Origin of the sequence: Actinoplanes sp. NPDC026670, assembly GCF_040638175.1 — a bacterium.
In the GTDB taxonomy this organism is placed as follows: Bacteria; Actinomycetota; Actinomycetes; order Mycobacteriales; family Micromonosporaceae; genus Actinoplanes.
In genome coordinates this window covers 85,542-108,581 of sequence record NZ_JBEZXU010000013.1, presented here as the reverse complement: position 1 = coordinate 108,581, position 23,040 = coordinate 85,542, and the positions used below count along the sequence as shown (strand labels likewise).

Genomic DNA, 23,040 nt, shown 5'->3' with positions numbered 1-23,040 from the left:
GTGACCCTCCGTTAATCTGTGGTGGAGATCGAAAGGACCTTCGACGTGGCCCGTGTGGTACCGGCGGTCATCCGCGCGCTCGACATCCTCGAACTGTTCCTGGACCGGCCCGATATGTCGGCCCGTGAGGTGATCGAGCGGCTGGACCTGCCCCGGACCACCGTGCACGAGCTGCTGGTCACCCTGGTGGAGCGGTCGTATCTGGTCGCCGTCCCGGGGCAGCCGGTGCGGTACCGGCTGGGGATGCCGTTGTTCCAGCTCGGTTCGGCCTTCGCCGGGCGGCTCGACCTGGTCCGGGAGGCGCAGAGCGTCGCGCGGGACGTGGCCGCCGAGTGCGACGAGGCGGTGCACGTGGCCGTGCTCGACGGCGCCGACGTGGTCTATCTGGTCAAAGTGGACAGCACGCATCCGGTCCGGATGGTCTCCGGGGTGGGGCTGCGGCTGCCCGCGCACTGCACCGCGGTCGGCAAGGTCCTGCTCGCCGGCCTGGACCGGGCGGGCCTGAACGCCGTGCTGGCCGCCGGCCCGCTGGCCGGTATGACGCCGGACAGCATCACCGACCCGGAGCGGCTGCGCGCCGAGCTCGACCGGGTGCGGGCCGAGGGCCTCGCGGTCGACATGGGCGAATCGGACAGCGCCATGCGCTGTGTCGCCGCGGCCGTCCGGGACCACTCGGGCGCCGCCGTCGCCGCGATGAGCGTCTCCGCGCCGATCATCAGGTGGACGGCGCAGGTCCAGCCGCGGTGGACCGAGCTGGCGCGCGCCGGTGCGGCGTCGCTGTCGGCCCGGATGGGATATCAGCGCCGATAACGCGCTTCGAAACATTGACACCTCTTGTGGGTCTGTCCTAGCGTCGCGTCCACCCGATACGGTATATCGAACCACGTTCGAGATTTCGAACAAAGGGGTGAGTGGCGATGGACAGTCCGGTCTGGTCGCGGCGCGGCTTTCTGGGGATGGGCGTAGGGGTGCTCGGCGCGGCCGGACTGGCCGCGTGCGGGGACGACGGCTCGGCCCCGAAAGCGCAGGTGGCCGATGTGCCGAAGGAACTGGTCGACGCGGCGGCGGCGCTGAAGGGCTCCGCGATGGGGCTGCTGTCGCAGAAGCTCTACTCGACGGCGGCCAACGACGCCCTCGACGCCTCGGTCAAGAAATTCGCCGAGGCCACCGGCACCACGATCGAGAACAGCCTGGTCCAGGCGGACGCCGGGGACGTGGTCGCCAAGATCGACGCCGAGGTCAAGGGCGGCGTGGCCCGCGACCTGGCGTTCATGACCGACTCCCGGTTCGTCGCCCAGTTCCACGCGCTCGGTGACCTGGAGGACGTGACCGACATCGTCACGGCCCTGACCGCGAAGTACGGCGAACCCTGCGCCGAGGCCAAGAACTTCTGCGTCTTCGACGGCAAGTGGTTCGCCATCCCGTACCACTTCATCGGCATCGGATCCTTCCTGCGCAAGGACTGGATGACGGAGAAGGGCATCACGCCGAAGGACGTCTACACCTGGGAGGAACTGCGCGACCTGTGCCTGGCCATCTCCGACCCGGGCAAACGGCGCTTCGGCTGGGGCATGACGGTCAACCGCTCCGGCGACGGCAACGGCATGATCGAGGCGCTGATCAACTCCTACGGCGGGGCGATCGCCTCCAACGACGGCCGCAAGGTCACCTTCGACACCCCGGAGACGGTCCAGGCGGTCACCTTCCTCGGTGACATCTACACCAATCCGAAGTACAAATCGATGCTCCCACCCGGGGTGGACAGCTGGACCGACACCAGCAACAACGAGAACTGGCTGGCCGGCGTGCTCGGCTACACCCGCAACAGCTTCAGCGTCTACGCCGACTCCAAGACCAAGAAGAATCCGGTGTACGGCAACACGCACGTCTTCTCCGACTGCATCGGCCCGGCCACCGACAAATCGCTGCTGCTCGGCCAGTCCCAGGGGTTCGTCGTCTTCAAGGGCGCCAAGAACGCCGCCCTGGCCAAACTCCTCGCCCAGTACCTGATCACCGCGCCGGCCCTGGTCGGCGTGGCCAAGGAGGCGCCCGGCCTGGCCATGCCGGCCTGGGCGAAGGTGTGGGACGCCGACCCGTTCTTCGCGAGCGGCGACCCGGCGTTCCCGATGCTGCGCAACATGTCCCAGCAGCCGCTGCCACTGCCCACCAAGAACGGCCTGTCGTTCCCGCAGAAGGCCAGCGCCGGCCAGCAGGCGGTGGTCGCCGCCTACGTGCTCACCGACATGATGCAGCAGGTCGTGCAGGGTGCGGCGCCCGCGCAGGCGGTCAAGGACGCGCACGCCAAGATGGTGCAGATCTTCACCCAGCAGGGGCTGCCACAGTGAGCTCGACTCGCACCACGCCGGCCCCGGTGGTGAAGGGGACGTCACCACCGGGGCCCGGCTCACTCACCGGAGTCCAGCGGCGGCTGGGCCGGGACTGGCGGCTTGCGGTGCTGTTCCTCGCCCCGACCGCCCTGCTGGTGGGTGTGCTCGTGCTGGTCCCGATCCTCCAGTCGATGATCACCAGCACCACCGTGCGGCACGGCGCGGACACCGTCTTCGTCGGCCTGGACAACTACCGTGCGCTCGTCGGCGACAAGCAGTTCCGTACCGGCGTGGTGAACTCGTTCGTCTTCACCGCGTACGCCGAGGTGTTCAAGGTCGTCCTGGGCCTGTCCGCGGCTCTGCTGCTGCACCGGCTGCGCCGCGGGCGGGCCCTGCTGATCGGGTTGCTGCTGGTGCCGTGGGTGGTGCCGACCGTGGTCACCGCGTTCAGCTGGCGTGCGCTGCTCGACCCGATCTTCGGCAGCGTCAACAACCTGCTCACCGCCTCCGGGATCGGCCCGCTGCTGGCGAGCCTGCACCTGGTCGACAGCTGGCCGGCCGGCTGGCTGTCCGACCCGTCGCTGGCCATGCCGTCGGTGATCCTGGTCAACGTGTGGAAGGGCGTGCCGTTCTTCACCGTCTGCTTCCTCGCCGGCCTCAAGTCGATCCCGGCCGACCTGTACGAGGCGGCGACCATCGACGGCGCCTCGACCTGGCAGCAGTTCCGGCACGTCACCCTGCCCGGGCTACGGCACGTGATCACCGTGACGGTGACCCTGTCGTCGATCTGGACGTTCAACAACTTCGACCTGATCTGGCTGCTCACCCAGGGCGGCCCGGGCGACGTGACCGCGCCGTACGTGCTGGTCGCCTACTCGAAGGCGATCCTCCAGCTCCAGTACGGCGCCGGGGCGGCGGTCACCCTGGTCATGCTGCCGATCATCGCCGGACTGGTGTTCCTGCTGGTCCGCCTGCTGCGGGAGGACTCCGGCAACCGGCCGCCGCGATGGACCGGCCCGACCCGCCGCGCCGTGCCCTGGGTGATCACCGGGCTGGTCACCGGCCTGCTCCTCTGGGCGTCCCCGGAGATCTTCTGGAAGGCGGCCCTGGTCCTGGCGGTGATCCTGCTGATCGCCGCGGTCGTGTCCCGGACCGGCACGTGGATCGCGCTGGCCGGGCTGCTGGCCTTCGTGCTCGGCCCGATGTACTGGATCTTCGTGACCGCGTTCAAGTCGGAGACCCAGGTCGTGATGCGCGACAACGACCTGTGGCCGACCCCGTGGACGCTCGAGCAGTTCAGCGGCCTGTTCACCAACCAGCCGTTCGGCCGCTGGTACCTCAACACGATCATGGTGTCGGCGGCGTCCACCGCGGTGGCCCTGCTCTGCGCCGCCCTCGGCGGATACGCGCTGGCCCGGCTGCGGTTCCGCGGCGCGCAAGGGTTCACCGTCACGGTGCTGCTCACCTACGTGATGCCCGGCGCGCTGCTGTTCATCCCGCTCTACCAGCTGCTCATCGAGACCCGGCTGACCGACTCGCTGTGGTCGCTGGTGGTGACCTACCCGACGTTCACGCTGCCGTTCGCCACCTGGCTGCTGACCGGCTACTTCGCGTCGATCCCGGTCGACCTGGAGGAGGCGGCACTGGTCGACGGCAGCACCCGGATCCAGGCGTTCCGCCGGGTGGTGCTGCCGCTGGCCAAACCGGGTCTGCTGGCGGTCGCGCTGTTCACGCTGACCAACGCGTGGAACGAGTTCCTCTTCGCGTTCGTGTTCATCACCAAGGACGAGTACAAGACGCTGCCGGTCGGGATGCAGTCGATGATCGCCGGCGACGTCGTCCCGCAGGGCCAGCTCGCCGCGGCGTCACTGCTGGTCAGCATCCCGGTCGTGGTCATGTATGCCTTCGGCCAGCGCTTCCTCACCGAAGGGCTCACCGCCGGGGCGGTCAAAGGATGAGATCAACTTCCCGGTTTCCAGTACGGCGTACGCAGCCCCGTGCCGACCCGGGCGGTGAACAGCCGGCCGGACAGCGGATGACGGGCCAGGCCGGCGGGGGAGAGGTCCTGGGTGGCCGTGGTGATGACCAGCACGTCCAGATCCGGCCCGGCGAACGCGACGCTGGACGTGTGCGGCGCGTCCACCTCGACGATCGCGAGCAACTCGCCCTCGGGCGAACGGCGCTCGACCCGGCCCCCGCCCCACACGGCCAGCCACAGGTCGCCGCCGCCGTCCACGCACAGCCCGTCCGGATGCCCGTCGTCGACGGTGAACAGCACCGACCGGCCGCCGTCGGGATAGTCACGGACGTAGACCGTCCGGCGGAGCGTGTCGACGCTGTAGAAACGGTCACCGGCCGGGCTCCAGGCCAGCCCGTTGGACAGCGTCAGGTCGTCGTCGATCGTGGCGCACCCGCCGCCCTCGAACCGGACCAGCACCTCCCGCCCGTTGCCGAGACTGCCGACCAGGAACCGGCCGGACGGGTCGACCGCGCCGTCGTTCAACCGCCCCGGCGCGCCCTCCGGCAGCACCCGCGCGAGCGGCGTACGCCGGCCGTCCGGGTGCACCCGGGTCAGCGTCTCCCGTTCGGCGACCAGCAGGTCACCGCTCTCGGCGACCGCGACGGCGCCGACACTGCCCTCGAACGACAGCGTCCGGACCGGCTCGATCCGGTCGCCGAGCAGCCGGCCCTCGTGCACGTGGCCGGCCATGATGTCGACCCACAGCAGCCGTTGCCGGCCGGCGTCCCACACCGGCCCCTCACCGAGGAAGTAGCCGGCGCCGGTCGCCACCCGCGCGGTGTGTCGCTTGATCATGGGCGCTCCGTTGCGAAGTCGTGTCAGTCGATGACAGCGTATTGATTCCGGAGGTCGAGATGCAGCCGAGACGCAGCGCGCAGTGGTACGCCGGTGGCGACCGCAACAGCTACATCCATCGGGCCTGGATGCGTCGCGGGCTGCCGGCCGACGCGTTCGACGGCCGCCCGCACATCGCGATGGCCAACACCGCCTCCGACCTGACCCCGTGCAACTCCCACCTCGACGAGGTGGCGCGCAGTGTCGCCGCCGGCATCCAGCAGGCCGGCGGCATCCCGCTCAACCTGCCCGTCGTGTCGATCGGCGAGACACAGGTCCGGCCGACCGCGATGCTGTGGCGCAACATGGCCGCGATGGCGATCGAGGAGATGCTGCGGGCCAACCCGATCGACGGCGTGGTGCTGCTCGGCGGCTGCGACAAGACGATCCCGGCGCTGCTGATGGCGGCCGCCTCGGTCGACCTGCCGGCCGTCGTGGTGCCCGGCGGCCCGATGCTGACCGGCACGTTCCGTGGTGTGCCGCTCGGCTGCGGCACCGACGTGTGGAAACTCTCCGAGGAGGTCCGCGCCGGGACACTCAGCGCCGCCGAGTTCCAGCGTTCCGAATCGTCGATGATCAGGAGCAAGGGCCACTGCAACACGATGGGTACGGCGTCCACGATGGGCCTGCTCGCCGAGGTGCTCGGGATGACCCTGCCCGGTATCGCCGGCACGCCCGCGCCGGACAGCCGCCTGCTCGAGGCCGCCCACGCGACCGGGGTCCTCGCCGTCGAACTCGCCGACCGGCAGCGACGGCCCAGCGACGTGATGACCAGGGCCTCGTTCCTCAACGCGATCGTCGCGCTCGCCGCCCTCGGCGGTTCCACCAACGCCGTCGTGCACCTGCTCGCCATCGCCGGACGGCTCGGGGTGCGGCTCACCCAGGACGACTTCGACACCACCGGGGCCGGAGTGCCGCTGCTGGCCGACCTGCTGCCGGCCGGCCGGTTCCTGATGGACGACCTGTACCGGGCCGGCGGTCTGCACGCGGTCCTCGCCGAGGTCCGTGACCTGCTCGACCCGGCCGCGATCACGGTCACCGGGCAGCCGCTGGTCGACTGTCTGGCCGACGCGCGAGTCTACGACCGGGAGGTGATCCGGCCCCGCGCCGAGCCGTTGCGCCCGCACGCCGGGATCGCGGTGCTCTACGGCAACCTCGCCCCGGACGGCGCGGTCGTCAAACCCGCCGCCGCGTCACCCCACCTGCTGCGGCATCGCGGGCCGGCCGTCGTCTTCGACTCCGTCGAGGACCTGCACGCCCGGCTCGACGATCCGGACCTCGACGTCACCGCCGACTCGGTGCTGGTGCTGCGCGGGTGCGGGCCGAAGGGCTATCCGGGCATGCCCGAGGTGTCCAACATGCCGTTGCCGGCGAAACTGCTGGAACAGGGGGTACGCGACATGGTGCGCATCTGCGACGGGCGGATGTCGGGTACGGCGTACGGCACCGTGGTCCTGCATGTGACGCCCGAGGCCGCGGCGGGTGGGCCGCTCGCGAAGGTCCGCACCGGCGACCTGATCGTCCTGGATGTCGCCGGCCGGCGTCTCGACGCGGACGTCCCGGCCGACGAGTGGGCGGCCCGCGAGCCGTCGCCGGAGGCGGCGAAAGCCTACGCGGCGCCGGCGCGCGGCTGGGAACGTCTCTACGTCGACACCGTCGGTCAGGCGAACACCGGCGCCGACTGCGACTTCCTGCTCGGCTCCAGCGGCGACCGGGTGTCCCGTGAATCCCACTGAGCGGCGCCGCCGGCCGGCATGACGAACTTGTAGCCGACCTGCCGGACCGTGCCGATCATCGTCTCGCAGCGCGGCCCGAGCTTGGCCCGCAGGCGCCGCACGTGCACGTCGACCGTGCGGGTGCCGCCGAAGTAGTCGTAGCCCCAGACCTCGCGCAGCAGCTGGTCGCGGCTGAACACCCGGCCGGGGTGCTGGGCGAGGTACTTGAGGAGCTCGAACTCCTTGTACGTCAGCGCCAGCGACTCGCCGCCGAGCCGGGTCGTGTAGCTGTGCGGGTCGATGGTCAGGTCGCCGATGTGGATCATGTCGTCGCCCGAGGTGCTCTCCAGCCCGTTGCGGGCCACCAGCATGGTCAGGCGGGCCGCCACCTCGGCCGGGCCGGCGGTGGTCAGCACGAAGTCGTCGATGCACCAGTCGGCGCCGACCGCGGCCAGCCCCGACTCGCGCAGCAGCGCGATCAGCGGAACGTTGAGCCCTTTCGCGCGCAGCGCCCGGCAGACCGCGCGGGCCTGGCTGAGCTGCGTGCCCGCGTCGACCAGGATCGCGGTCAGGTTGGGGTCGCGGTTGACCTCGGCGCCCTTGTCCAGCGGCGCGACCTGGACGGCGAACGGCAGCAGGTCCAGTGCGGGCAGCACATCGACATGGTCATCGGTCAGCAGGAGAAGCTTCACACCCTGCTCCTTTCACGACGAGTCACCCGGCACGAATCCAGCGTCGTACCTGGCCGTCACGCTAAACGCGAACTGTTTCCACCTGATATCGCGCCGGTTCCGCGCGCCCCGGATCACACCCGCTTGCGGAGTCCGGCGGGACAGGTGTGTTCGAACTCAACGAGATCGCGGAGGGTGGGGAGGCAGGGGAGCGCCTTAGCCTGTCAGCGTGGACGACGAGAACCCATCGATCCGGATCGGCCTGGCGCTCGGTGGCGGCGCGGTGCGGGGCGCGGCCCACATCGGTGTGCTCGACGTTCTGGAGCGGGCCGGGCTGCGGCCCGCGATCATCACCGGGACCAGTGCCGGCGCGCTGGTCGGTGGTCTGTATGCGAGCGGGATGAGCCCGGCCGGGATCGCCGAGCTGGCGCAGACCCTGCGCTGGGCCCGGCTGGTGCGGCCGGCCCGGACCCGTAAGGCGCTGTTCGAGACGTCGAAACTGGGGCTGTTCCTGGAGACCGCGTTCGGTGGCGCCGACTTCGAGGACCTGCGGCGGCCGTTCGCCGCGGTCGCCTGTGACCTGACCACCGGGCGGGAGGTGGTGATGCGGTCCGGGCCGGTCGCGAGCGCGGTGCTGGCCAGCGCGGCCATCCCCGGCGTGTTCCCGCCCGTCGAGCGCGACGGCCACCTGCTCGTCGACGGCGGCCTGGTCAACATGGTGCCGGCGGCGCTGGCCCGCCGGATGGGGGCGGACATCGTGATCGCGGTCGACGTGTCCGGCCCACTGCCACGCCGCCCGCCGTCGACGGTGCTGCACATCCTGGTGGCGGTCAGCACCCTCCAGCCCGGCGGCGCCGGCTCGCTCGAGGAGGACGCCGACCTGGTGCTGACCCCGGAGGTCGACGAGTACGCGTTCTGGGAACTGAACCGGATCCCGGAGTTCGAGGAGCTCGGCCGGGAGGCGGCCGACAGGGCGCTGCCGGTGATCCGCGCGCTGGTCGCGGCAGCCGAGGCCCGCCGCGACTGGCAGCAGGACAAATGAGCCGGGCCTGGGTGAACGGGGCCGGGGATCTCTGAGACGCTTGGCTCATGAAGGTTCTGTCCATCCAGTCGGCGGTGGCCCACGGGCATGTCGGCAACTCCGCGGCCGTGTTCCCGTTGCAGCGCATCGGGGTCGAGGTCGTCCCGGTCTACACGGTCAACTTCTCCAACCACACCGGGTACGGCGCGTGGCGCGGTCCGCTCATCCCGCCGCCGGACGTGGCCGAGATTCTGCTCGGTGTCGAGGAGCGTGGCGTGTTCCCGCAGGTCGACGCGGTGCTGTCCGGATATCAGGGTGGGGTGGGCATCGCTGACGTCATCATCGACGCGGTGGGCCGGGTGAAGGCCGCGAACCCGGCGGCGGTCTACGCCTGCGACCCGGTCATGGGCAACGCAAAGTCGGGGTGTTTCGTCGCGCCGGAGATCCCGGTGCTGCTGCGTGACAAGGTCGTGCCGGTGGCCGACATCATCACGCCCAACCAGTTCGAGCTGGGGTTCCTGACCGGCACCGAGCCGGCCGGCCTGGACTCGACGCTGGCGTCGGCCGACCTGGCCCGGGCCATGGGGCCGTCGACGGTGCTGGTCACGAGTGTGGAGCGGCCGGACCGGGCCGAGGGCACGATCGAGATGCTGGTCGTGGACCCGGCGGGGGCGTGGATCGTGAGCACCCCGCATCTGCCGTTCAAGGCGAACGGGTCGGGGGACGTCACGGCGGCCCTGTTCACCGCGCACTACGTGACGACAGGTGATGCGGCGGCCGCGCTGGAACGTACCGCCTCCAGCGTCTTTGATCTGATCGATCTGACCTTCCGGTCCGGGGAGCGTGAGCTGCGGCTGGTGCAGGCGCAGGAGTTCTTTGCGAATCCGCGGTTGCAGTTCAGCGCCGAGAAGGTGCGCTGACCGGGTTCCATAAGGCCGGTATCCGGGGCATTTTGAATTATTGACAGAGGTAAATGTCTGATGGGACGGTGCCTACGCCAGAGACATCCGGCGTAGGCGTGCCGTCGACCCGTCACGCCTCGCCGCCATCTGGGCGGCGGGCCGAAAACGGGCTGCCGCCCCGCAGTGAGGGGAACCTTCATGCGTTTTCGACGGGCATTAGCAATCGGCGCCACCACCCTCGCGGCCCTCGCCGGCGTCCTGTCCGGGCCCGCCGCGCCGGCCCAGGCGGCCGCCCCGGCCCCGACCGCCGTCGCGGTGACGCTCGCCAACACCATCGCGCTGAGCAACTGCTCGGCGTCGCTCGTCCGGTTCCCCTCCTCGATCAGCACCGACAGCGCGATGATGCTCACCAACGGGCACTGCTACGAGGGCGGGTTCATCGCCGCCGGCCGGGTCATCCAGAACGTCTCCAGCACCCGCACCGGCACCCTGCTCAACAGCTCCGGCGGCTCGGTGGTCCGGGTCCGCGCCAACCGGGTGATCTACGCGACGATGACCGGCAACGACGTCGCCCTCTACCGGCTCAACACCACGTTCGGGGCACTGTCCTCGTCGTACGGGGCCGTCCCGCTGACCATCTCGGCCGCGCACCCGACCGCCGGCACCGGCATCGGCATCCCGTCCGGCTACTGGAAGCGGGTCTGGAACTGCTCCATCGACGGTTTCGTGAACACGCTGCGCGAGGACACCTGGACCTGGAAGGACTCGATCCGCTACAACGCCGGCTGCGACACCATCGGCGGCACCTCCGGCTCGCCGATCGTCAGCACCGTCACCGGTGAGCTGATCGGCATCAACAACACCGGCAACGAGTCAGGTGGCCGCTGCACGCTGAACAACCCGTGCGAGGTCGACGCGGCCGGCAACGTGACGGTCCTGTCCGGACGCAGCTACGGCCAGCAGACCTACTGGTTCACCACCTGCCTCAACTCCAGCCGCACCATCGACCTGACGGTCTCCGGCTGCCTGCTCACCAAACCCTGACGGCGGCGCCCGGGGCGGCTCCGGCCGGCCCCGGGCCACCCAGCCGTAGCAGGCGCAGGAAGGCGTCGGCCCGGACGTCGCCGGTGTCGCGCCGCCGCGCCACGTGATACCAGGTCCGGGGCGCCCCGCGCAGTTTCACCGTGTGCATGCCGCGCGGCCGGTTGCGGGCCGCCTCCGGATGCAGCGCCAGCGTCCCGCCGGTCGACGCCATGCTCCGGTAGACGTCGTCGAAACCACGCGGGGTGATGTCCACCAGCCGGGCGCCACCCAGCGGGCGCACGTCGCCGAGCGACCACAGCGACATGAACTCCGCCGAGATGCCGGGGATCCAGAGCATGGAGCGGTCGGCGAACTCGTCCACCCCGACAGTGCCGCGGCGCCCGAGCGGATGCCGGGCCGGCACCACGCCCACCCGCTCCAGCGGCCACAACGGCACCGACACCACGTCACCGGAGCGCGGCGGCACCGCGGTCAGCGCGAGATCGGCCCGGCCGCTGCGCAGCGCCTCGACCGGGTCCTCGTAGCCGAGCAGCGAATACTCGACAAGCGTGCCCGGGTGGGCGGCCCGCAGGGCGAGCGCCGCCGCCAGGATCTGCCGGCGGCCGGCCACCATCCGGTCGAGGCCCTGGATCGCCATCCGCAGCCGTGGGCCGGCGTCGCCGCGGACCGTCCGGGAGATCGCCTCGAACGCGTCGAACAGTCCCGCCGCGCCCCGCATCAGGGCGGCGCCGGCCGGGGTCAGGCCGCCGACCCCGCCGTGGTCGCGGATGATCAGCGGGGCGCCGAGCCGCCGCTCCAGCGCCTGGATGCGTTTGGTCAGCCCGGACGGCGAGATGGTCAGCTCCCGGGCGGCCGCCGTATAACTGCGCACGATCGCGAGCACCACGAAACTGCGCAGGGTGGACACGTCGATGTCGAACCGGTTCATGGCAGCCCCGTCCCGCCCCTGTCTGGCCGTGACCGAAGGCTATTCGGGGCCGGGCCGGAAAGCAGTCAGCAATCCAACACGATCAATGCTAAAAGCGGTGTTTCCGGATCGGAACAAGGTGTCCTGGCCGCGGCTCGCTCCCGCCGAGACTCGATTCCGGGCGCGATCGGCGCGCCCGGTTTCACAGGGGGGATCGATGAAGAGGCTCTTCATGGCGGCGATGCTCGCCATAACGGCCCTGGCCGTTCCGGCCGGGCCGGCCGCCGCGGCCGTGCCGGCCAACACCGTGTTCCAACTGCACCGCGACGGCAGCGTCTGGCAGTCCACCGGCGCGATCTGCAACGGCAGCGTGTGCGGAGGCTGGCTCCAGCTCGACAACAACCCGGCGACGGTGGCGATCTCGGCCGGCGCCGGCACCGTCTTCCAGTTGCGGCGCGACGGCAGCATCCTGCGCTCGACCGGCACACCGTGCAGCGGCAGCTTCTGCGGCGGCTGGCAGCAGCTGGACAACAACCCGGCGACGGTGGCGATCTCGGCCAGCGGCAGCACCGTCTACCAGCTGCACAGCACCGGCGGGATCTGGCGGTCCACGGGCACGCCATGCAGCGGCGGGTTCTGCGGTGGCTGGCAGCAGCTCGACAACAACCCGGCCGCGAAGGCGATCCGGGCCGGCAACGGCACCGTCTACCAGCTGCACAACACCGGCGCCGTCTGGCGCTCGACCGGGGCGGTCTGCAACGGCAGTGTGTGCGGCGGCTGGACGCAGCTCGACAACAGCGCGGCAACGACCGCGCTCGCGGCCGGCGCCGGCACGGTCTTCCAGCTGCGGCAGGGTGGCAGCATCCTGCGCTCGACCGGCACGCCGTGCAGCGGCAGCTTCTGCGGCGGCTGGCAGCAGCTGGACAACAACGCGGCGGCCCGGTCGATCTCGGCCGGCGCGGGCACGCTGTTCCAGTTGCACAGCACCGGCGGGATCTGGCGGTCCACGGGCACGCCGTGCAGCGGCGGGTTCTGCGGCGGCTGGCAGCAGCTGGACAACAACCCGGCCGCGGTGGCCATCGCGGCGAGCCAGTCGACGGTCTTCCAGCTGCACGGCACCGGCGCGATCTGGCGCTCCACCGGGGCGGTCTGCAACGGCTCGGTGTGCGGTGGCTGGCAGCAGCTGGACAACAACCCGGCCACCGTGGCGATCAGCGCGTCGAACGGGACGTGAGGTTCCGGAACCGGCGATGACCAGCGATTTCCGACATTCCCTCATATCTGGGCTTGTGGCGCTCAAGATCGGCCACTAGGTTCGTTGCGGCTTGTCCGTCGATGCCTGTTTCGGGAGTGTCACCGCATGAAACGCCAGATCTGTCTGGTGGTGCCGACCAACCGGGAGTGCTCCGCCACGCTCGCCGAAGTGGTGGCCGAGGCGGAGTACGCCGAACACCACTTCGGCGTCGACGTGCACCTGCTGGTGCTGGACTCCTCGGACGACTTCACCACCCACGCGAAGGTCCTGGCCGAGGCCGGAAACGTCCGCCACCTCGACGAGGCGCAGCAGCGGGAGTTCCTGAGCCGGGTCGTGGACCGGGCCGGGGTGGCCGAACCGGGCCGGATGCTCGACCTGCTGCTGCCGTCGAAACCGTCCTACGGCGCCTGCACCAACCGGGCCTTCCTGATCGCGGCCGCCCTCGGCTGCGAGTCGGTGCACCGGCGCGACTCCGACCTGTACTTCCAGACGTACGCCGGCCGGAAGGTCTTCCCGATCCACGCCGAACTGTCCGCGCTGGGCCGGCCGGCCCGCGACGTGACGGCCACCGAGGACCGGCTCGACGACAGCCGCCGGGACCTGACCGTCGCGATGGCCGGCGCGTCGTTCGTCGGTGACATGTCCGTCGACGTCGAGGACATCCGCGACGCCGACGGCTACTACGACCTGGTCAGCCTCTGGGCCGCGCCGGGCAGCACCGACGCCGAGAAACGCGCCCTGGTCGAGGAGTCGTTCACCGGCAGCGCACCCTTCGACGGCGATCACACCGTGCTGTCGGTGGTCGACCCGATGCGCGTCGACATGCACAACATCAGCTTCCACGGCCTGCACGAGAGGGTGCCACTGCCACCGGCCACCGACACGATCGGCAGCGACTACTTCCTCATCCACGTCGCCGACCGGGCCGGGCTGCCCGGCCTCCTGCACAACCGGCACATCGTCAATTTCCACACCGCGGAACGCAAGAGCGACGCCGGATTCCTGGCCTACCAGATGCGATTCGCGAAGTTCATCCTGTCGATGTACTACTTCCATTTCATCTACGAACGGATGACGAACGACAACCCCGAAGACATCGCCGCGATCGTACGGGCATCGACCTGGCAACCGCGGGAGCCCAACGAGCAGCAGGCGCACCTGATGGAGCAGGCGTACCGCAAGCTGGGCGGGCGCTTCACCGGGGTGGCCGGCCTGATCGCCGAACGGCGGGACGCGCTGCTGTTCGAGGCCCGCCGCGACATCGAGGACTACGCCGACCTCATCGACGCGTGGGCCGGGCTCGTCGCCGCCGCCCGCCTCATCGCGCATGTCTGACCTGCATGATCTGGTGTCCCCGCCGGCCACCGCCGGGGGTGCCCGCCTGCGGCCGATCGAGGAGTCCGACTGGCCGGCGATCGCCTGGCTGGAAGCCGCCGCCTATGACCCGCACGGCCTGACGGAAGGGCCTCAGGCGTTACGGTCCCGGGCGTACCCGGACACGTCCTTCGTTCTCGACGACGACGGGCGGATCGGCGGATATCTGCTGGCGCTGCCGTACCCCCGGGGGTCCTCTCCCGATCTGCGCCGGCCGGAAGGCCCGGCGCACCGCTCGGCGAACCTGCACCTGCACGACATCGTCATCGATCCCGGCCTGCGCGGCTGCGGCTGGGGCCGTCGCCTGGTGTCGCATCTGACCGCCATCGCCCGCAGCCGGGCGTACCAGCGGATCTCGCTCGTGTCGGTCGGCGGGACGACCGGTTTCTGGGCGGCGTGCGGATTCCATCCGCACCGGGAGACCGAACTTCCGGTGTCGTACGGGCCGGGCGCCGTCTACATGTCCCGCGTCCTCGGATAGGGGCCACCGCCTGGCTCACCGTGCCGCCGGCCCGGACCCTGCGGGCCGGGTGGACACCGGGCGCCGCGGCCCGGAATGCTGATCGCTGTGAACGCGAACAACAGCCCACCGATCGTCGGGCGGGACGATGAGCTGAGGTTCCTGTTCGAGATCCTGGACGCGGCCGGATCGCAGGGTGGCGCGACCGGGCTGCTCGGCGAGCCGGGCGTGGGCAAGAGCGCCCTGCTGGCGGCCGCCGCCGAGCACGCGCGGGCGTCCGGGTTCACGGTTCTCACCGCCCGGGGCAGCCAGTCCGAGACGGAACTGCCGTTCGCCGGGCTGCACCAGGTGCTGCGGCCGCTGCTGCCGTTCGCCGACCGGCTGCCGGCCCAGCAGCGGGACGCGCTGCTCGCCTGCTTCGCGATGAGCGACACCACCGGCGGCAACCCGTTCTTCGCGTTCCTGGCCGTGCTGGAGCTGCTGGCCGACTCGGCGACCCGCGCGCCGGTCCTGGTGTGCCTGGACGACCTGCACTGGATGGACCAGCCGTCGATCGAGGCGTTCGCCTTCGTCGTCCGCCGGATCGCCGGCGAACGCGTCATCGTCCTGTGCACGTCACGCACCGAGGCGCCGCTGTGGCTGGACGCGCCCGCGATGCTCTGGCGGGAGCTGCACGGCATCGACGACACCGCCGCCACCACGCTGCTGCACGAGCGTTCGCCGAGCCTGCCCGCGCCGATCCGGGACCGGGTGCTGCGGCAGGCCCGCGGCAACCCGCTCGCGCTGATCGAGTTCGCCACCGCCCTCGAACCGGGCGGCGTCCCATGGACCGAGCTCGACGACGACCTGCCGATGACCACCCGCCTGGAACGGGCCTTCGCCGCCCGAGCCGACCACCTCACCCCGGCGGTGCTGGCCATCCTGACCGTCGCGGCGGTCGACGACGGCGACGACCTCGACGACGTGGTCGCCGCCGCCCAGATCCTGCACGGCTCGCCGGTCAGCCGCGGCACCGCGCAACCCGCGTTCGACCAGGGGCTGCTGATCGCGGCGGGCGCCCGCTACCGGATCGCCCACCCGCTGGTCGGGTCGGCGCTGCGGCAGCGGATGGCCCCGGCCACCCGGAGGCAGGCGCACCGGGCGCTGGCCCGCGTCCTGTCCGTCTACCCCGACCGGGCGATGTGGCACCGGGCGTCGTCGGTGTCCGGCCGCGACGAGGGGATCGCCGCCGAGCTGGAACGGGCCGCCGGCGACGCGCACAGCCGGGGCGCGGTCGCGTCGGCTGCCGCGTGGCTGGAACGGGCGGCGGCGCTCAGCGACGACCCGCAGGCGCAGGCGGCCCGGCTGCTCAGCGCGGCCGAGCTCGGCTACCAGCTGGGCCGGTTCAGTCAGGTCGAGCAGATCAAGGCGCAGGTCACCGGGCTGGCCCTGGGTGACCGGGACCGGTCCCGGCTGGCCTGGCTGGAGGGCGTCTTCCACGACGGCTCCACCGGGGAGCCGGCCGAGGTGCGGCACCTGGTGGAGATGGCCCGGATCGCCACCGGCGCGCAGGACATCGACCTGGCGATGCAGCTGCTGGTCGGCGCGGCCCGCCGGGTGTGGTGGCGCGACCCCGGCCCGGCGGTACGGCACGAGGTGGTGCACGCCGCCCGGCAGGTCGAGGTGGCCGGCAACGATCCGCGGCTGCTGGCCGTGCTCGCGCTGTCGGAGTCGAACGAGCAGGGCCCGGCCGTCATCGACCAGCTGTCCCGCTGGCCGGACGACGCCGGTGGCCGCCCCGATCTGGCCGGCCTGCTGGGCATCGCCGCGTTCTGCACGGGTGACTTCCGCCGGGCCCTCGGGTTCCTTTCCACACCCGTTCAGGAACTGCGGGCGCAGGGCCGGATGAGCCTGCTCGCCGAGGCGCTGGCGATCAGATCGTGGGCGGAGATCTACCTCGGCGTGTTCGACGTGTCGGCCTCCGCCGACGAGGCGATGCGGCTGGCCGACGAGACCGGGCAGTCGCTGTGGGCGGCCACCGCGCGGATCGCCGTGGCCCTGATCGGCGCGGTCACCCGGGGCGGCGACACCCACGGCCTGCTCACCGAGGCGGAACACGTCGCGTTGCGTACCCCCAATGCCGCGTCCTCCCTGCTCGCCGGGGTGCAGCTGGCCCGGGGGACCGCCGCGCTCGGGGCCGGCCGGGACGCCGCCGCCTACGACGAGCTGCGCCGGGTGTTCGACCCCGCCGATCCGGCCTACCAGCGGGTGCAGCAGGTCTGGACGCTCGGCTACCTGGCCGACGCGGCCGTGCGTACCGACCGGCGCGCCGAAGCCCGGACCGCCCTCGAAGCCGTCGAGCGGATCGCCGGCGACTCGCCCGCCCTCGGGGCGACCATCAATCTGGAGTACGCACGGGCCGTCCTCGCCGAACCCGCCACGGCCGAGCCGCTGTTCCGGGCCGCGGTCGACGGAGCGGCCCGCGCGATGCCGTGGCACCGGGCGCGCGCCGAGTTCGCGTACGGCTCGTGGCTGCGCCGGCAGCGGCGGGTCGTCGAGTCGCGGGCGCCGTTGCGGTCGGCCCGGGCCGCCTTCGAAGCGGTCGGCGCGCGCACCTGGGCCGAGCACGCCGACCAGGAGCTGCGGGCCACCGGCGAGCGCGGATGGCAGCCGACGTCGAGCCGCCGCGAGCTGCTCTCCCCGCAGGAGACCCAGATCGCCGACCTGGCCGCGCAGGGCCTGTCCAACCGGGAGATCGGCCAGCGGCTGTTCCTGTCGCACCGCACGGTCAGCTCCCACCTGTACCGGATGTTCCCGAAACTGGGCGTCACCTCCCGCAATCAGCTGGCCGGCGCGCTGACGCAACTCGATGACGCTAGCGCAGTGCCTAGCGAAACGGCGATGACGCAGTCACCGGACTGAAGCCGTCACCCGCCGTGCCGTCCTAGCGTGGGGACGATCGCTGTGATGCGTCCGGCACGCAGCGCGTACGACTGGAGAAGATCCGTGGCGACGCCTGTTCTCTTCATCCATGGCCTCTGGCTGCACGCCTCCTCATGGGAGCCGTGGAACCGGCTCTTCACCGAGGCCGGCTACGAAACGCAAGCCCCCGGCTGGCCCGGCGACGGCGACACGGTCGAGGCGTCGCGGGCCAACCCGGCCGCGATCGGCGACCACGGCATCGACGACGTGGTCGAGCACTACGCGGCGATCATCGAACAGCTGCCGGAGGCGCCGATCCTGATCGGTCACTCGTTCGGCGGCATGATCGCGCAGAAGCTGCTCGGCCAGGACCGGGCACGGGCCGCGATCGCCATCGACGCGGCACAGATCAAGGGCGTTCTGCCGGTGCCGCTGTCGGCTCTGAAAGCGACCCTGCCGGTCTTCCGCAACCCCGCCAACCTGCACCGGGCCGTGTCGCTGACCGCCGAGCAGTTCCGGTTCGCGTTCGCCAACACCGTCTCCGAGGAGGAGTCTCAGCAGCTCTTCGACCAGTGGACGATCCCGGCGCCGGGCAAGCCACTGTTCGAGGCGGCGACCGCGAACTTCAACCCGCACTCGCCGGCCAAGGTCGACACCGGCAACCAGACCCGCGGGCCGCTGCTGCTGATCGCCAGCGGCAAGGACCACACCGTCCCGGAGTCGGTGACCCGGGCGACGCTCAAGCAGTACCGGCATTCAGAAGCGGTCACCGACATCATCACGTTCGCCGACAAGGCGCACTCGCTGACCATCGACAGCGGCTGGCGGGAAGTCGCCGGCACCTGCCTGACCTGGCTCAAGGAGCAGAACCTGTGACGGCCGACCTGACCGGCAAGACCGCCCTGGTCACCGGGGCCAGCCGGGGCATCGGCCTGGCCATCGTGCGGGCGCTGGCCGCCGCCGGGGCGACCGTCGTCGCGGGCGCCCGCAGCACCCCGCCGGAACTCGCCTCGATCGACCGGGTGCATCCGGTGATCGCCGACCTGAGCACCCCCGACGGCCCGGCCGCGCTGGTCGGGGAGGGGGTGGCCCGTCTCGGCGGCCGCCTGGACATCCTGGTCAACAACGTCGGCGGCGTCCGGCCCCGCACCGGCGGCTTCCTTTCGGTCACCGACGACGACTGGTTGCAGACCCTGACGATCAACTTCTTCTCGGCGGTACGGGTGACCCGCGCCGCCCTGCCCCACCTGCTGGACCGGGGCGGCTCGATCGTCACGGTCGGCTCGGTCAACGCGTCCCTGCCGGACCCGCTCGTGATCGACTACAGCGCCGCCAAGGCCGCCCTGTCCAACTTCTCGAAGGCGCTGTCGAAGGAGGTCGGGCCGCGCGGGGTACGGGTCAACACGATCAGTCCCGGCCCGGTCGAGACCGACCTGTGGTTCGGCGCGGGCGGTGTGGCCGACACCGTCGGCTCGGCTGCCGGCCTGGACCCGGGCGACGTCGCGAAGGGCGCGGTCAGCGGCACCGCAACCGGCCGGTTCACCCGCCCCGACGAGGTGGCCGCCCTGGTCCTGCTCCTGGCCGGTGACCAGGCCCCGAACCTGACCGGCGCCGACCTGATCATCGACGGAGGCCTGACCACCTCGATGTGACAGGCCCAGGCCCGCCGGCCGTACCTCAGCGCCCGAATGCCGCCCGCAGAACCGCGCTGAGCTACGGCCGGGCCCGCCGGCCGCTCAAGCGGCTTCGCCGCGCGGCTCGAAACCCACCTTGAGATTCACGTCGAGCGCCGCCGCCAACCGCTCCAGCACCGACAAGGTCGGCACAGTCCCACCTGCCTCGAACCGGGCGACCGCCGACTGCGTCATTCCGGATTCCTTAGCAAGTCGGGTCTGACTCCAGCCCCGGCGCTCACGAAGCTCCCGAACGGAACGACCGAGCTCGAACGCCAAGCGCGCCGCATCGTAGGCCTCGGCAGCGCCCGGTTCAGCCAGGCGCCTCTCCCGCATAGCGGCCCAGCCGCCATTCTCACCCATGATCTAGTCCTCCTCGCTCACAACCTCATGTGCCTCGTCGATGCACCGCCCCAGTGCCCGACGTGCTCGGTCGATCTCTCGTTCGTCCCGCATGCGCGTCTTGCAGAAGACCGTCAGCAAGATGATCCTCCTGCCGGGCCCGATCCAGTACGTGATCCGGACCGCTTGTCTGCCGAGGTGAAACCGCAGCTCACGCAACTTTCGGTCAAGCTGTTTGGTGTATGGCTCGCCCAGAAGTGGTCCTTGCTCAGCGAGTAGATCGACGTAGAACGCCGCGTGGGCGAACTGAGTGGTGGTCAGACTCTCCAGCCACTTCTCCACCTCCGGTTCGAGCTCGACAGCACCCCACGTCATAGCAGCGATGCTATACCTCGGTGGCGGCGCCGATGATCGCAGGACCGGGCCAGCCTTTTACAGGCCGGTCATCGTGACGGTCTTGTGCGCCGGATTCCAAAAGCGAGATCATCACGCATGCTCGACCCCTCGCCGGTTTCCACGCCACGTTTCGTCGGCCGCGATCGAGAGGTGGCGGCGCTGCGCGGCGCTCTGGCCCGGCCGCCGGCGATCGTGCTGGTGGAGGGCGAGGCGGGGATCGGCAAGAGCCGGCTGCTGCGCGAGTGGCTGGCCGTGCCGGACCGGCCAACCGCTCTGGTGTCGGTGTGCCCTCCGCTTCGTGAGTCGCTGACGCTGGGGCCGATCGTCGACGCGTTCCTCGGTATCGAGCGCCCGGTGGCGGGCCTGCCGCTCACCGGGCTCGCGGGCGCGCTGCGGCCGCTGTTCCCGGAATGGTCGGCGGACCTGCCACCCGCCCTGCCGTCCCTGGACGACGCGAAGGCGGCCCGGCACCGCCTGTTCCGTGCCCTGGACGAGTTGCTGCGAGCCCTGCGGGTCGACGTCCTCGTGCTCGAGGACGCGCACTGGGCCGACGAGGTGACCCTCGAGTTCCTGCTGTTCGTCATCTCCCGGCAGCAGACCGACGGGCCCAGCCTGGTGATCTCCTACCGGCCGGAGGAGGTCGGCGACGGATCGCTGCTGCTGCGGCTGACGTCCCGGTTGCCGGCCGGCGTGACCCAGCTGCGGATCGCCCTGGCGCCCATGCGGCCGGGCGACACGGCGGCGCTGGTGTCCTCGATGCTGGACGGCAACCCGATCTCGCAGGAGTTCACGACGTTCCTGCACGATCGGACCGGCGGTGTCCCGCTGGCCCTGGAGGAGTCGGTCCGTCTCATGTGCGACCGGGCCGACCTGGTGTTCCGGGATGGACAGTGGGTCCGGCTGAAGCTGCGCGAGCTGCGGGTCCCGCCGACGGTGCGCGACTCCACCCGGGAACGGGTGAGCCGCCTGTCGCCGGCCGCACAGCAGGCGCTGCGCGCGGCGGCCACTCTGGCCGAGAGCTCCTCGGTGGCGACGATCGCGATGACCGCCGGCCTGTCGCCGGAGGTGTGCCGGGCCGCCGTCGCGGAGGCAGCCGCCGCCGGTGTGCTGGACGGGGACGACCGCGGCCGGTGGCGGTTCCGGCACGTGCTGGCCGCCACCGCGGTCTACGAGGCGATCCCGTTGACCGACCGCCGGCAGTTCCACCTGCTGGCCGGCCGGGCCCTGGAGCACCTCGACCCGCCGCCGGTGGCGCGTCTGGCCCATCACTTCCGCGAGGCCGGCGAGACGGGGTCCTGGGCGCGGTACGCCGAGCAGGGCGCCGAACTGGCGATGGCCTCCGGCGACCACACCAAGGCGGTCGACCTGCTGGTCGATCTGCTGTCGTGGGCGGTGCTGCCGCCGGAGGACCGGGCACGTGTCGCACGGATCGCCGGCGTCGCCGCACTCGGCCGCCGGGAACCTGTCGACGAGGTCTACCACCGGGTGATCCGTACCCTGCGCTCGGTTCTGGAGACCCCCGGCCTCTCCGCCCGTCAGCAGGCCGGGATCCGCAACCCGCTGGGCCGGCTCCTGATCACCGGGGGTGAGGCGCAGGCCGCGCTCGGCGAGCTGGAGCAGGCGGTCGCCGGTCTCGACCACGACCCGGTCGAGGCGGCGCGGGCGATGACCTACCTCGGCTGGGCGTACGCGGGACCGTGGCCGGCCGCGACCCACCGGCGCTGGCTGGATCGCGCCGCCGAGCTGACCGTCCGGATCGACTCGCCCGCGCAGCGGCTGAACCTGGCCGGGAACCGCGCCGCGGCGCTGCTCATGCTGGGCGAGGAGGAGGCCTGGGAGGTCGTCGCCGGCCTGCCCGCCGACGGCGTGACCGCGGAGGAACGTCTCGACGTGGCCCGCATCCACGTGAACGTCGGCACCGGGGCGCTGATCTGGGGCCGGTACGCCGACGCCGAGGCACACCTCGCGGTGGCCATGCGCCTGGCCGAGGCCGAGCAGGCGTCCCGGTTGCAGCACAACGTCCGGCTCGAACAGGCCAACCTGGCGTGGAACACCGGCCGGTGGGACGGTCTCGCCGAGACGAGCGCGGCACTCGCCGACGCTGACCGGGACCGCCCGGCCCACTATCTCGGCAGCATCCGGCTCGCTGCCCGGCTGGCGGCCGCGGCCGGCCGGCGTCGTGCCGCGGAGGAGCAGTTCCGGCTGGTTCTGGAGGAGTCGGCCCGGCTCGGCGCGGCCGACGACACGATGGAGGCGGCCGCCGCGCTGGCCCGGTTGTGGCTGGCGGACGGCAACAGCGGCCGGGCGCTGCGGATCACCAACGAGCCGATGGAAACCGTACGGCGCAAGGGCATCTGGGTCTGGGCGACGGACCTCGTTCCGGCCCGGATCGAGGCGCTGCTCGCCGCCGGTGACCTGACCGCCGCGACCCGCCTGGTCGACCAGTTCGCCCGGGGACTGCGTGGCCGTACGGCGCCCGCGCCCCGCGCCGCGCTGGCCGGGTGCCGTGCCCTGCTGCTGACCGCGGCCGGTGACCACGCCCGGGCGTCGGCGGCCCACGACCGGGCGGCGCGTGCCTGGGACGTGCTGCCGCGCCCCTACGACGCCATGCGCGCCCGCGAGCGCCGGGCCGAGGCGCTCATCGCGCAGGGCCGGCCCGATCAGGGCCTTCCCGACCAGGGCCGGGAACTGCTGGCGGCGCAGTACGAGCAGCTGTTCCGACTGGGCGCCCGCGGCGACGCGGACCGGGTCGCGCAGCGGCTCCGCGAGCACGGCGCCGAGGTCCCGCGACTGTGGCGCGGCGGCCGGCGAGGGTACGGCGACGAGCTCTCCCCGCGCGAGCTCGACGTGGTCCAGCTGGTCGTCGCCGGCAAGACGAACCGGGAGATCAGCCGGATCCTGACCAAGTCGCCGGCCACCGTGGATCAGCAGCTGCGCGCCGCGATGCGCAAGCTGAAGGTGAGCTCCCGGACCGCGCTCGCGGTCAAGGCGGTCGAAGCCGGCGTGTTCGCCGAGTCGTGAACTTTGACGTATCCGCCGGATAGCTAAGGCCCCTCGCCCGGCCCGAGCATGGCTGCATGATCCATAGCCATCGGCCGATGCATGTCTGAGCCACCTGCCGCGCCTGACGAAACCGGCGCCGAGCACCCGCCACCTCCTGAGGACGAGGCCCACGAGGCCGACGACCACGAGAGCCAC

General features: G+C 71.5%; 19 protein-coding genes. 14 read left to right on the top strand and 5 right to left on the bottom strand.

All coding sequences use genetic code 11. The features are described from left to right. The first annotated feature begins 45 nt into the window (after nt 1-45). The 3 genes from AB0E94_RS15290 (at nt 46) to AB0E94_RS15280 (ending at nt 4,285) form a co-directional block, all read left to right on the top strand. Nucleotides 46-810: an IclR family transcriptional regulator gene (locus AB0E94_RS15290; protein ID WP_360326512.1), complete on the top strand. Its 765-nt coding sequence runs from the start codon at nt 46-48 to the stop codon at nt 808-810. Nucleotides 811-917: 107 nt separating this feature from the next. Continuing rightward, on the top strand, nt 918-2,345 hold the full coding sequence (locus AB0E94_RS15285) for an extracellular solute-binding protein (RefSeq protein WP_360326510.1): 1,428 nt from the start codon (nt 918-920) through the stop codon (nt 2,343-2,345). After that, the gene (locus AB0E94_RS15280) at nt 2,342-4,285 is read left to right on the top strand and encodes an ABC transporter permease subunit (RefSeq protein ID WP_360326508.1); all 1,944 of its coding nucleotides are present in this window, start codon (nt 2,342-2,344) and stop codon (nt 4,283-4,285) included. Before AB0E94_RS15285 ends, AB0E94_RS15280 begins: the two co-directional genes overlap by 4 nt. A 2-nt stretch (nt 4,286-4,287) precedes the next feature. Here AB0E94_RS15280 and AB0E94_RS15275 read toward each other — a convergent pair whose 3' ends face one another. Next, nucleotides 4,288-5,142, bottom strand: coding sequence for an SMP-30/gluconolactonase/LRE family protein (locus tag AB0E94_RS15275; protein ID WP_360326507.1), 855 nt, complete (start codon nt 5,140-5,142; stop codon nt 4,288-4,290). Between the two features lie 59 nt (nt 5,143-5,201). Here AB0E94_RS15275 and AB0E94_RS15270 point away from each other — a divergent pair, with 59 nt between their 5' ends. Then, the gene (locus tag AB0E94_RS15270; protein WP_360326505.1) at nt 5,202-6,917 is read left to right on the top strand and encodes a dihydroxy-acid dehydratase; all 1,716 of its coding nucleotides are present in this window, start codon (nt 5,202-5,204) and stop codon (nt 6,915-6,917) included. Here the strand turns inward: AB0E94_RS15270 and AB0E94_RS15265 are convergent. Next, a complete protein-coding gene (locus AB0E94_RS15265; protein WP_360326503.1) occupies nt 6,842-7,588 on the bottom strand; it encodes a response regulator transcription factor in 747 nt (248 codons plus the stop codon). The genes AB0E94_RS15270 and AB0E94_RS15265 overlap by 76 nt on opposite strands. Before the next feature lie 208 nt (nt 7,589-7,796). Between AB0E94_RS15265 and AB0E94_RS15260 the strand changes: the two genes are divergently transcribed. The 3 genes from AB0E94_RS15260 (at nt 7,797) to AB0E94_RS15250 (ending at nt 10,534) form a co-directional block, all read left to right on the top strand. Then, a complete protein-coding gene (locus tag AB0E94_RS15260) occupies nt 7,797-8,609 on the top strand; it encodes a patatin-like phospholipase family protein (RefSeq protein WP_360326502.1) in 813 nt (270 codons plus the stop codon). Between the two features lie 47 nt (nt 8,610-8,656). Continuing rightward, complete coding sequence (gene pdxY / locus AB0E94_RS15255) at nt 8,657-9,508, top strand: pyridoxal kinase PdxY (RefSeq protein ID WP_360326500.1); 852 nt, start codon at nt 8,657-8,659, stop codon at nt 9,506-9,508. Nucleotides 9,509-9,688: 180 nt separating this feature from the next. Then, a complete protein-coding gene (locus tag AB0E94_RS15250) occupies nt 9,689-10,534 on the top strand; it encodes a serine protease (protein WP_360326499.1) in 846 nt (281 codons plus the stop codon). On the opposite strand, the gene AB0E94_RS15245 is transcribed toward AB0E94_RS15250, so the two are convergent. Next, entirely contained in the window at nt 10,521-11,462 is a 942-nt protein-coding gene (locus tag AB0E94_RS15245; RefSeq protein ID WP_360326498.1) for a LysR family transcriptional regulator, read from the bottom strand. The genes AB0E94_RS15250 and AB0E94_RS15245 overlap by 14 nt on opposite strands. Before the next feature lie 196 nt (nt 11,463-11,658). Between AB0E94_RS15245 and AB0E94_RS15240 the strand changes: the two genes are divergently transcribed. The 6 genes from AB0E94_RS15240 (at nt 11,659) to AB0E94_RS15215 (ending at nt 19,083) form a co-directional block, all read left to right on the top strand. After that, nucleotides 11,659-12,675, top strand: coding sequence for a hypothetical protein (locus AB0E94_RS15240; RefSeq protein WP_360326496.1), 1,017 nt, complete (start codon nt 11,659-11,661; stop codon nt 12,673-12,675). A gap of 126 nt (nt 12,676-12,801) precedes the next feature. Then, nucleotides 12,802-14,031, top strand: coding sequence for a DUF6271 family protein (locus AB0E94_RS15235; RefSeq protein WP_360326494.1), 1,230 nt, complete (start codon nt 12,802-12,804; stop codon nt 14,029-14,031). Beyond that, a complete protein-coding gene (locus AB0E94_RS15230; protein ID WP_360326492.1) occupies nt 14,024-14,551 on the top strand; it encodes a GNAT family N-acetyltransferase in 528 nt (175 codons plus the stop codon). The genes AB0E94_RS15235 and AB0E94_RS15230 overlap by 8 nt, the downstream gene beginning before the upstream one ends. A gap of 87 nt (nt 14,552-14,638) precedes the next feature. After that, nucleotides 14,639-17,431, top strand: coding sequence for a LuxR family transcriptional regulator (locus tag AB0E94_RS15225; protein ID WP_360326490.1), 2,793 nt, complete (start codon nt 14,639-14,641; stop codon nt 17,429-17,431). 45 nt (nt 17,432-17,476) lie between these two features. After that, entirely contained in the window at nt 17,477-18,307 is an 831-nt protein-coding gene (locus tag AB0E94_RS15220) for an alpha/beta fold hydrolase (protein ID WP_360326488.1), read from the top strand. After that, nucleotides 18,304-19,083: an oxidoreductase gene (locus tag AB0E94_RS15215; protein ID WP_360326486.1), complete on the top strand. Its 780-nt coding sequence runs from the start codon at nt 18,304-18,306 to the stop codon at nt 19,081-19,083. The genes AB0E94_RS15220 and AB0E94_RS15215 overlap by 4 nt, the downstream gene beginning before the upstream one ends. A gap of 84 nt (nt 19,084-19,167) precedes the next feature. Here AB0E94_RS15215 and AB0E94_RS15210 read toward each other — a convergent pair whose 3' ends face one another. After that, nucleotides 19,168-19,467 (bottom strand): helix-turn-helix transcriptional regulator, encoded by a 300-nt coding sequence (locus AB0E94_RS15210; RefSeq protein WP_360326485.1) that lies wholly within the window; start codon nt 19,465-19,467, stop codon nt 19,168-19,170. A gap of 3 nt (nt 19,468-19,470) precedes the next feature. Further along, nucleotides 19,471-19,821 carry a type II toxin-antitoxin system RelE/ParE family toxin gene (locus AB0E94_RS15205; protein ID WP_360326483.1) on the bottom strand — a complete coding sequence of 117 codons (351 nt, stop codon included), beginning with the start codon at nt 19,819-19,821 and terminating at the stop codon, nt 19,471-19,473. 117 nt (nt 19,822-19,938) lie between these two features. Here AB0E94_RS15205 and AB0E94_RS15200 point away from each other — a divergent pair, with 117 nt between their 5' ends. Next, nucleotides 19,939-22,863, top strand: coding sequence for an AAA family ATPase (locus tag AB0E94_RS15200; protein ID WP_360326481.1), 2,925 nt, complete (start codon nt 19,939-19,941; stop codon nt 22,861-22,863). Nucleotides 22,864-23,040 lie beyond the last annotated feature (177 nt).

Bases quoted from the DNA above. Each gene is read 5' to 3' on its own strand.
- AB0E94_RS15285 (WP_360326510.1), top strand. From the start codon at position 918: ATGGACAGTCCGGTCTGGTCGCGGCGCGGCTTTCTGGGGATGGGCGTA.
- AB0E94_RS15275 (WP_360326507.1), bottom strand. From the start codon at position 5,142: ATGATCAAGCGACACACCGCGCGGGTGGCGACCGGCGCCGGCTACTTC.
- AB0E94_RS15270 (WP_360326505.1), top strand. From the start codon at position 5,202: ATGCAGCCGAGACGCAGCGCGCAGTGGTACGCCGGTGGCGACCGCAAC.
- pdxY (WP_360326500.1), top strand. From the start codon at position 8,657: ATGAAGGTTCTGTCCATCCAGTCGGCGGTGGCCCACGGGCATGTCGGC.
- AB0E94_RS15250 (WP_360326499.1), top strand. From the start codon at position 9,689: ATGCGTTTTCGACGGGCATTAGCAATCGGCGCCACCACCCTCGCGGCC.
- AB0E94_RS15245 (WP_360326498.1), bottom strand. From the start codon at position 11,462: ATGAACCGGTTCGACATCGACGTGTCCACCCTGCGCAGTTTCGTGGTG.
- AB0E94_RS15240 (WP_360326496.1), top strand. From the start codon at position 11,659: ATGAAGAGGCTCTTCATGGCGGCGATGCTCGCCATAACGGCCCTGGCC.
- AB0E94_RS15235 (WP_360326494.1), top strand. From the start codon at position 12,802: ATGAAACGCCAGATCTGTCTGGTGGTGCCGACCAACCGGGAGTGCTCC.
- AB0E94_RS15230 (WP_360326492.1), top strand. From the start codon at position 14,024: ATGTCTGACCTGCATGATCTGGTGTCCCCGCCGGCCACCGCCGGGGGT.
- AB0E94_RS15220 (WP_360326488.1), top strand. From the start codon at position 17,477: ATGCGTCCGGCACGCAGCGCGTACGACTGGAGAAGATCCGTGGCGACG.
- AB0E94_RS15210 (WP_360326485.1), bottom strand. From the start codon at position 19,467: ATGGGTGAGAATGGCGGCTGGGCCGCTATGCGGGAGAGGCGCCTGGCT.
- AB0E94_RS15205 (WP_360326483.1), bottom strand. From the start codon at position 19,821: ATGACGTGGGGTGCTGTCGAGCTCGAACCGGAGGTGGAGAAGTGGCTG.
- AB0E94_RS15200 (WP_360326481.1), top strand. From the start codon at position 19,939: ATGCTCGACCCCTCGCCGGTTTCCACGCCACGTTTCGTCGGCCGCGAT.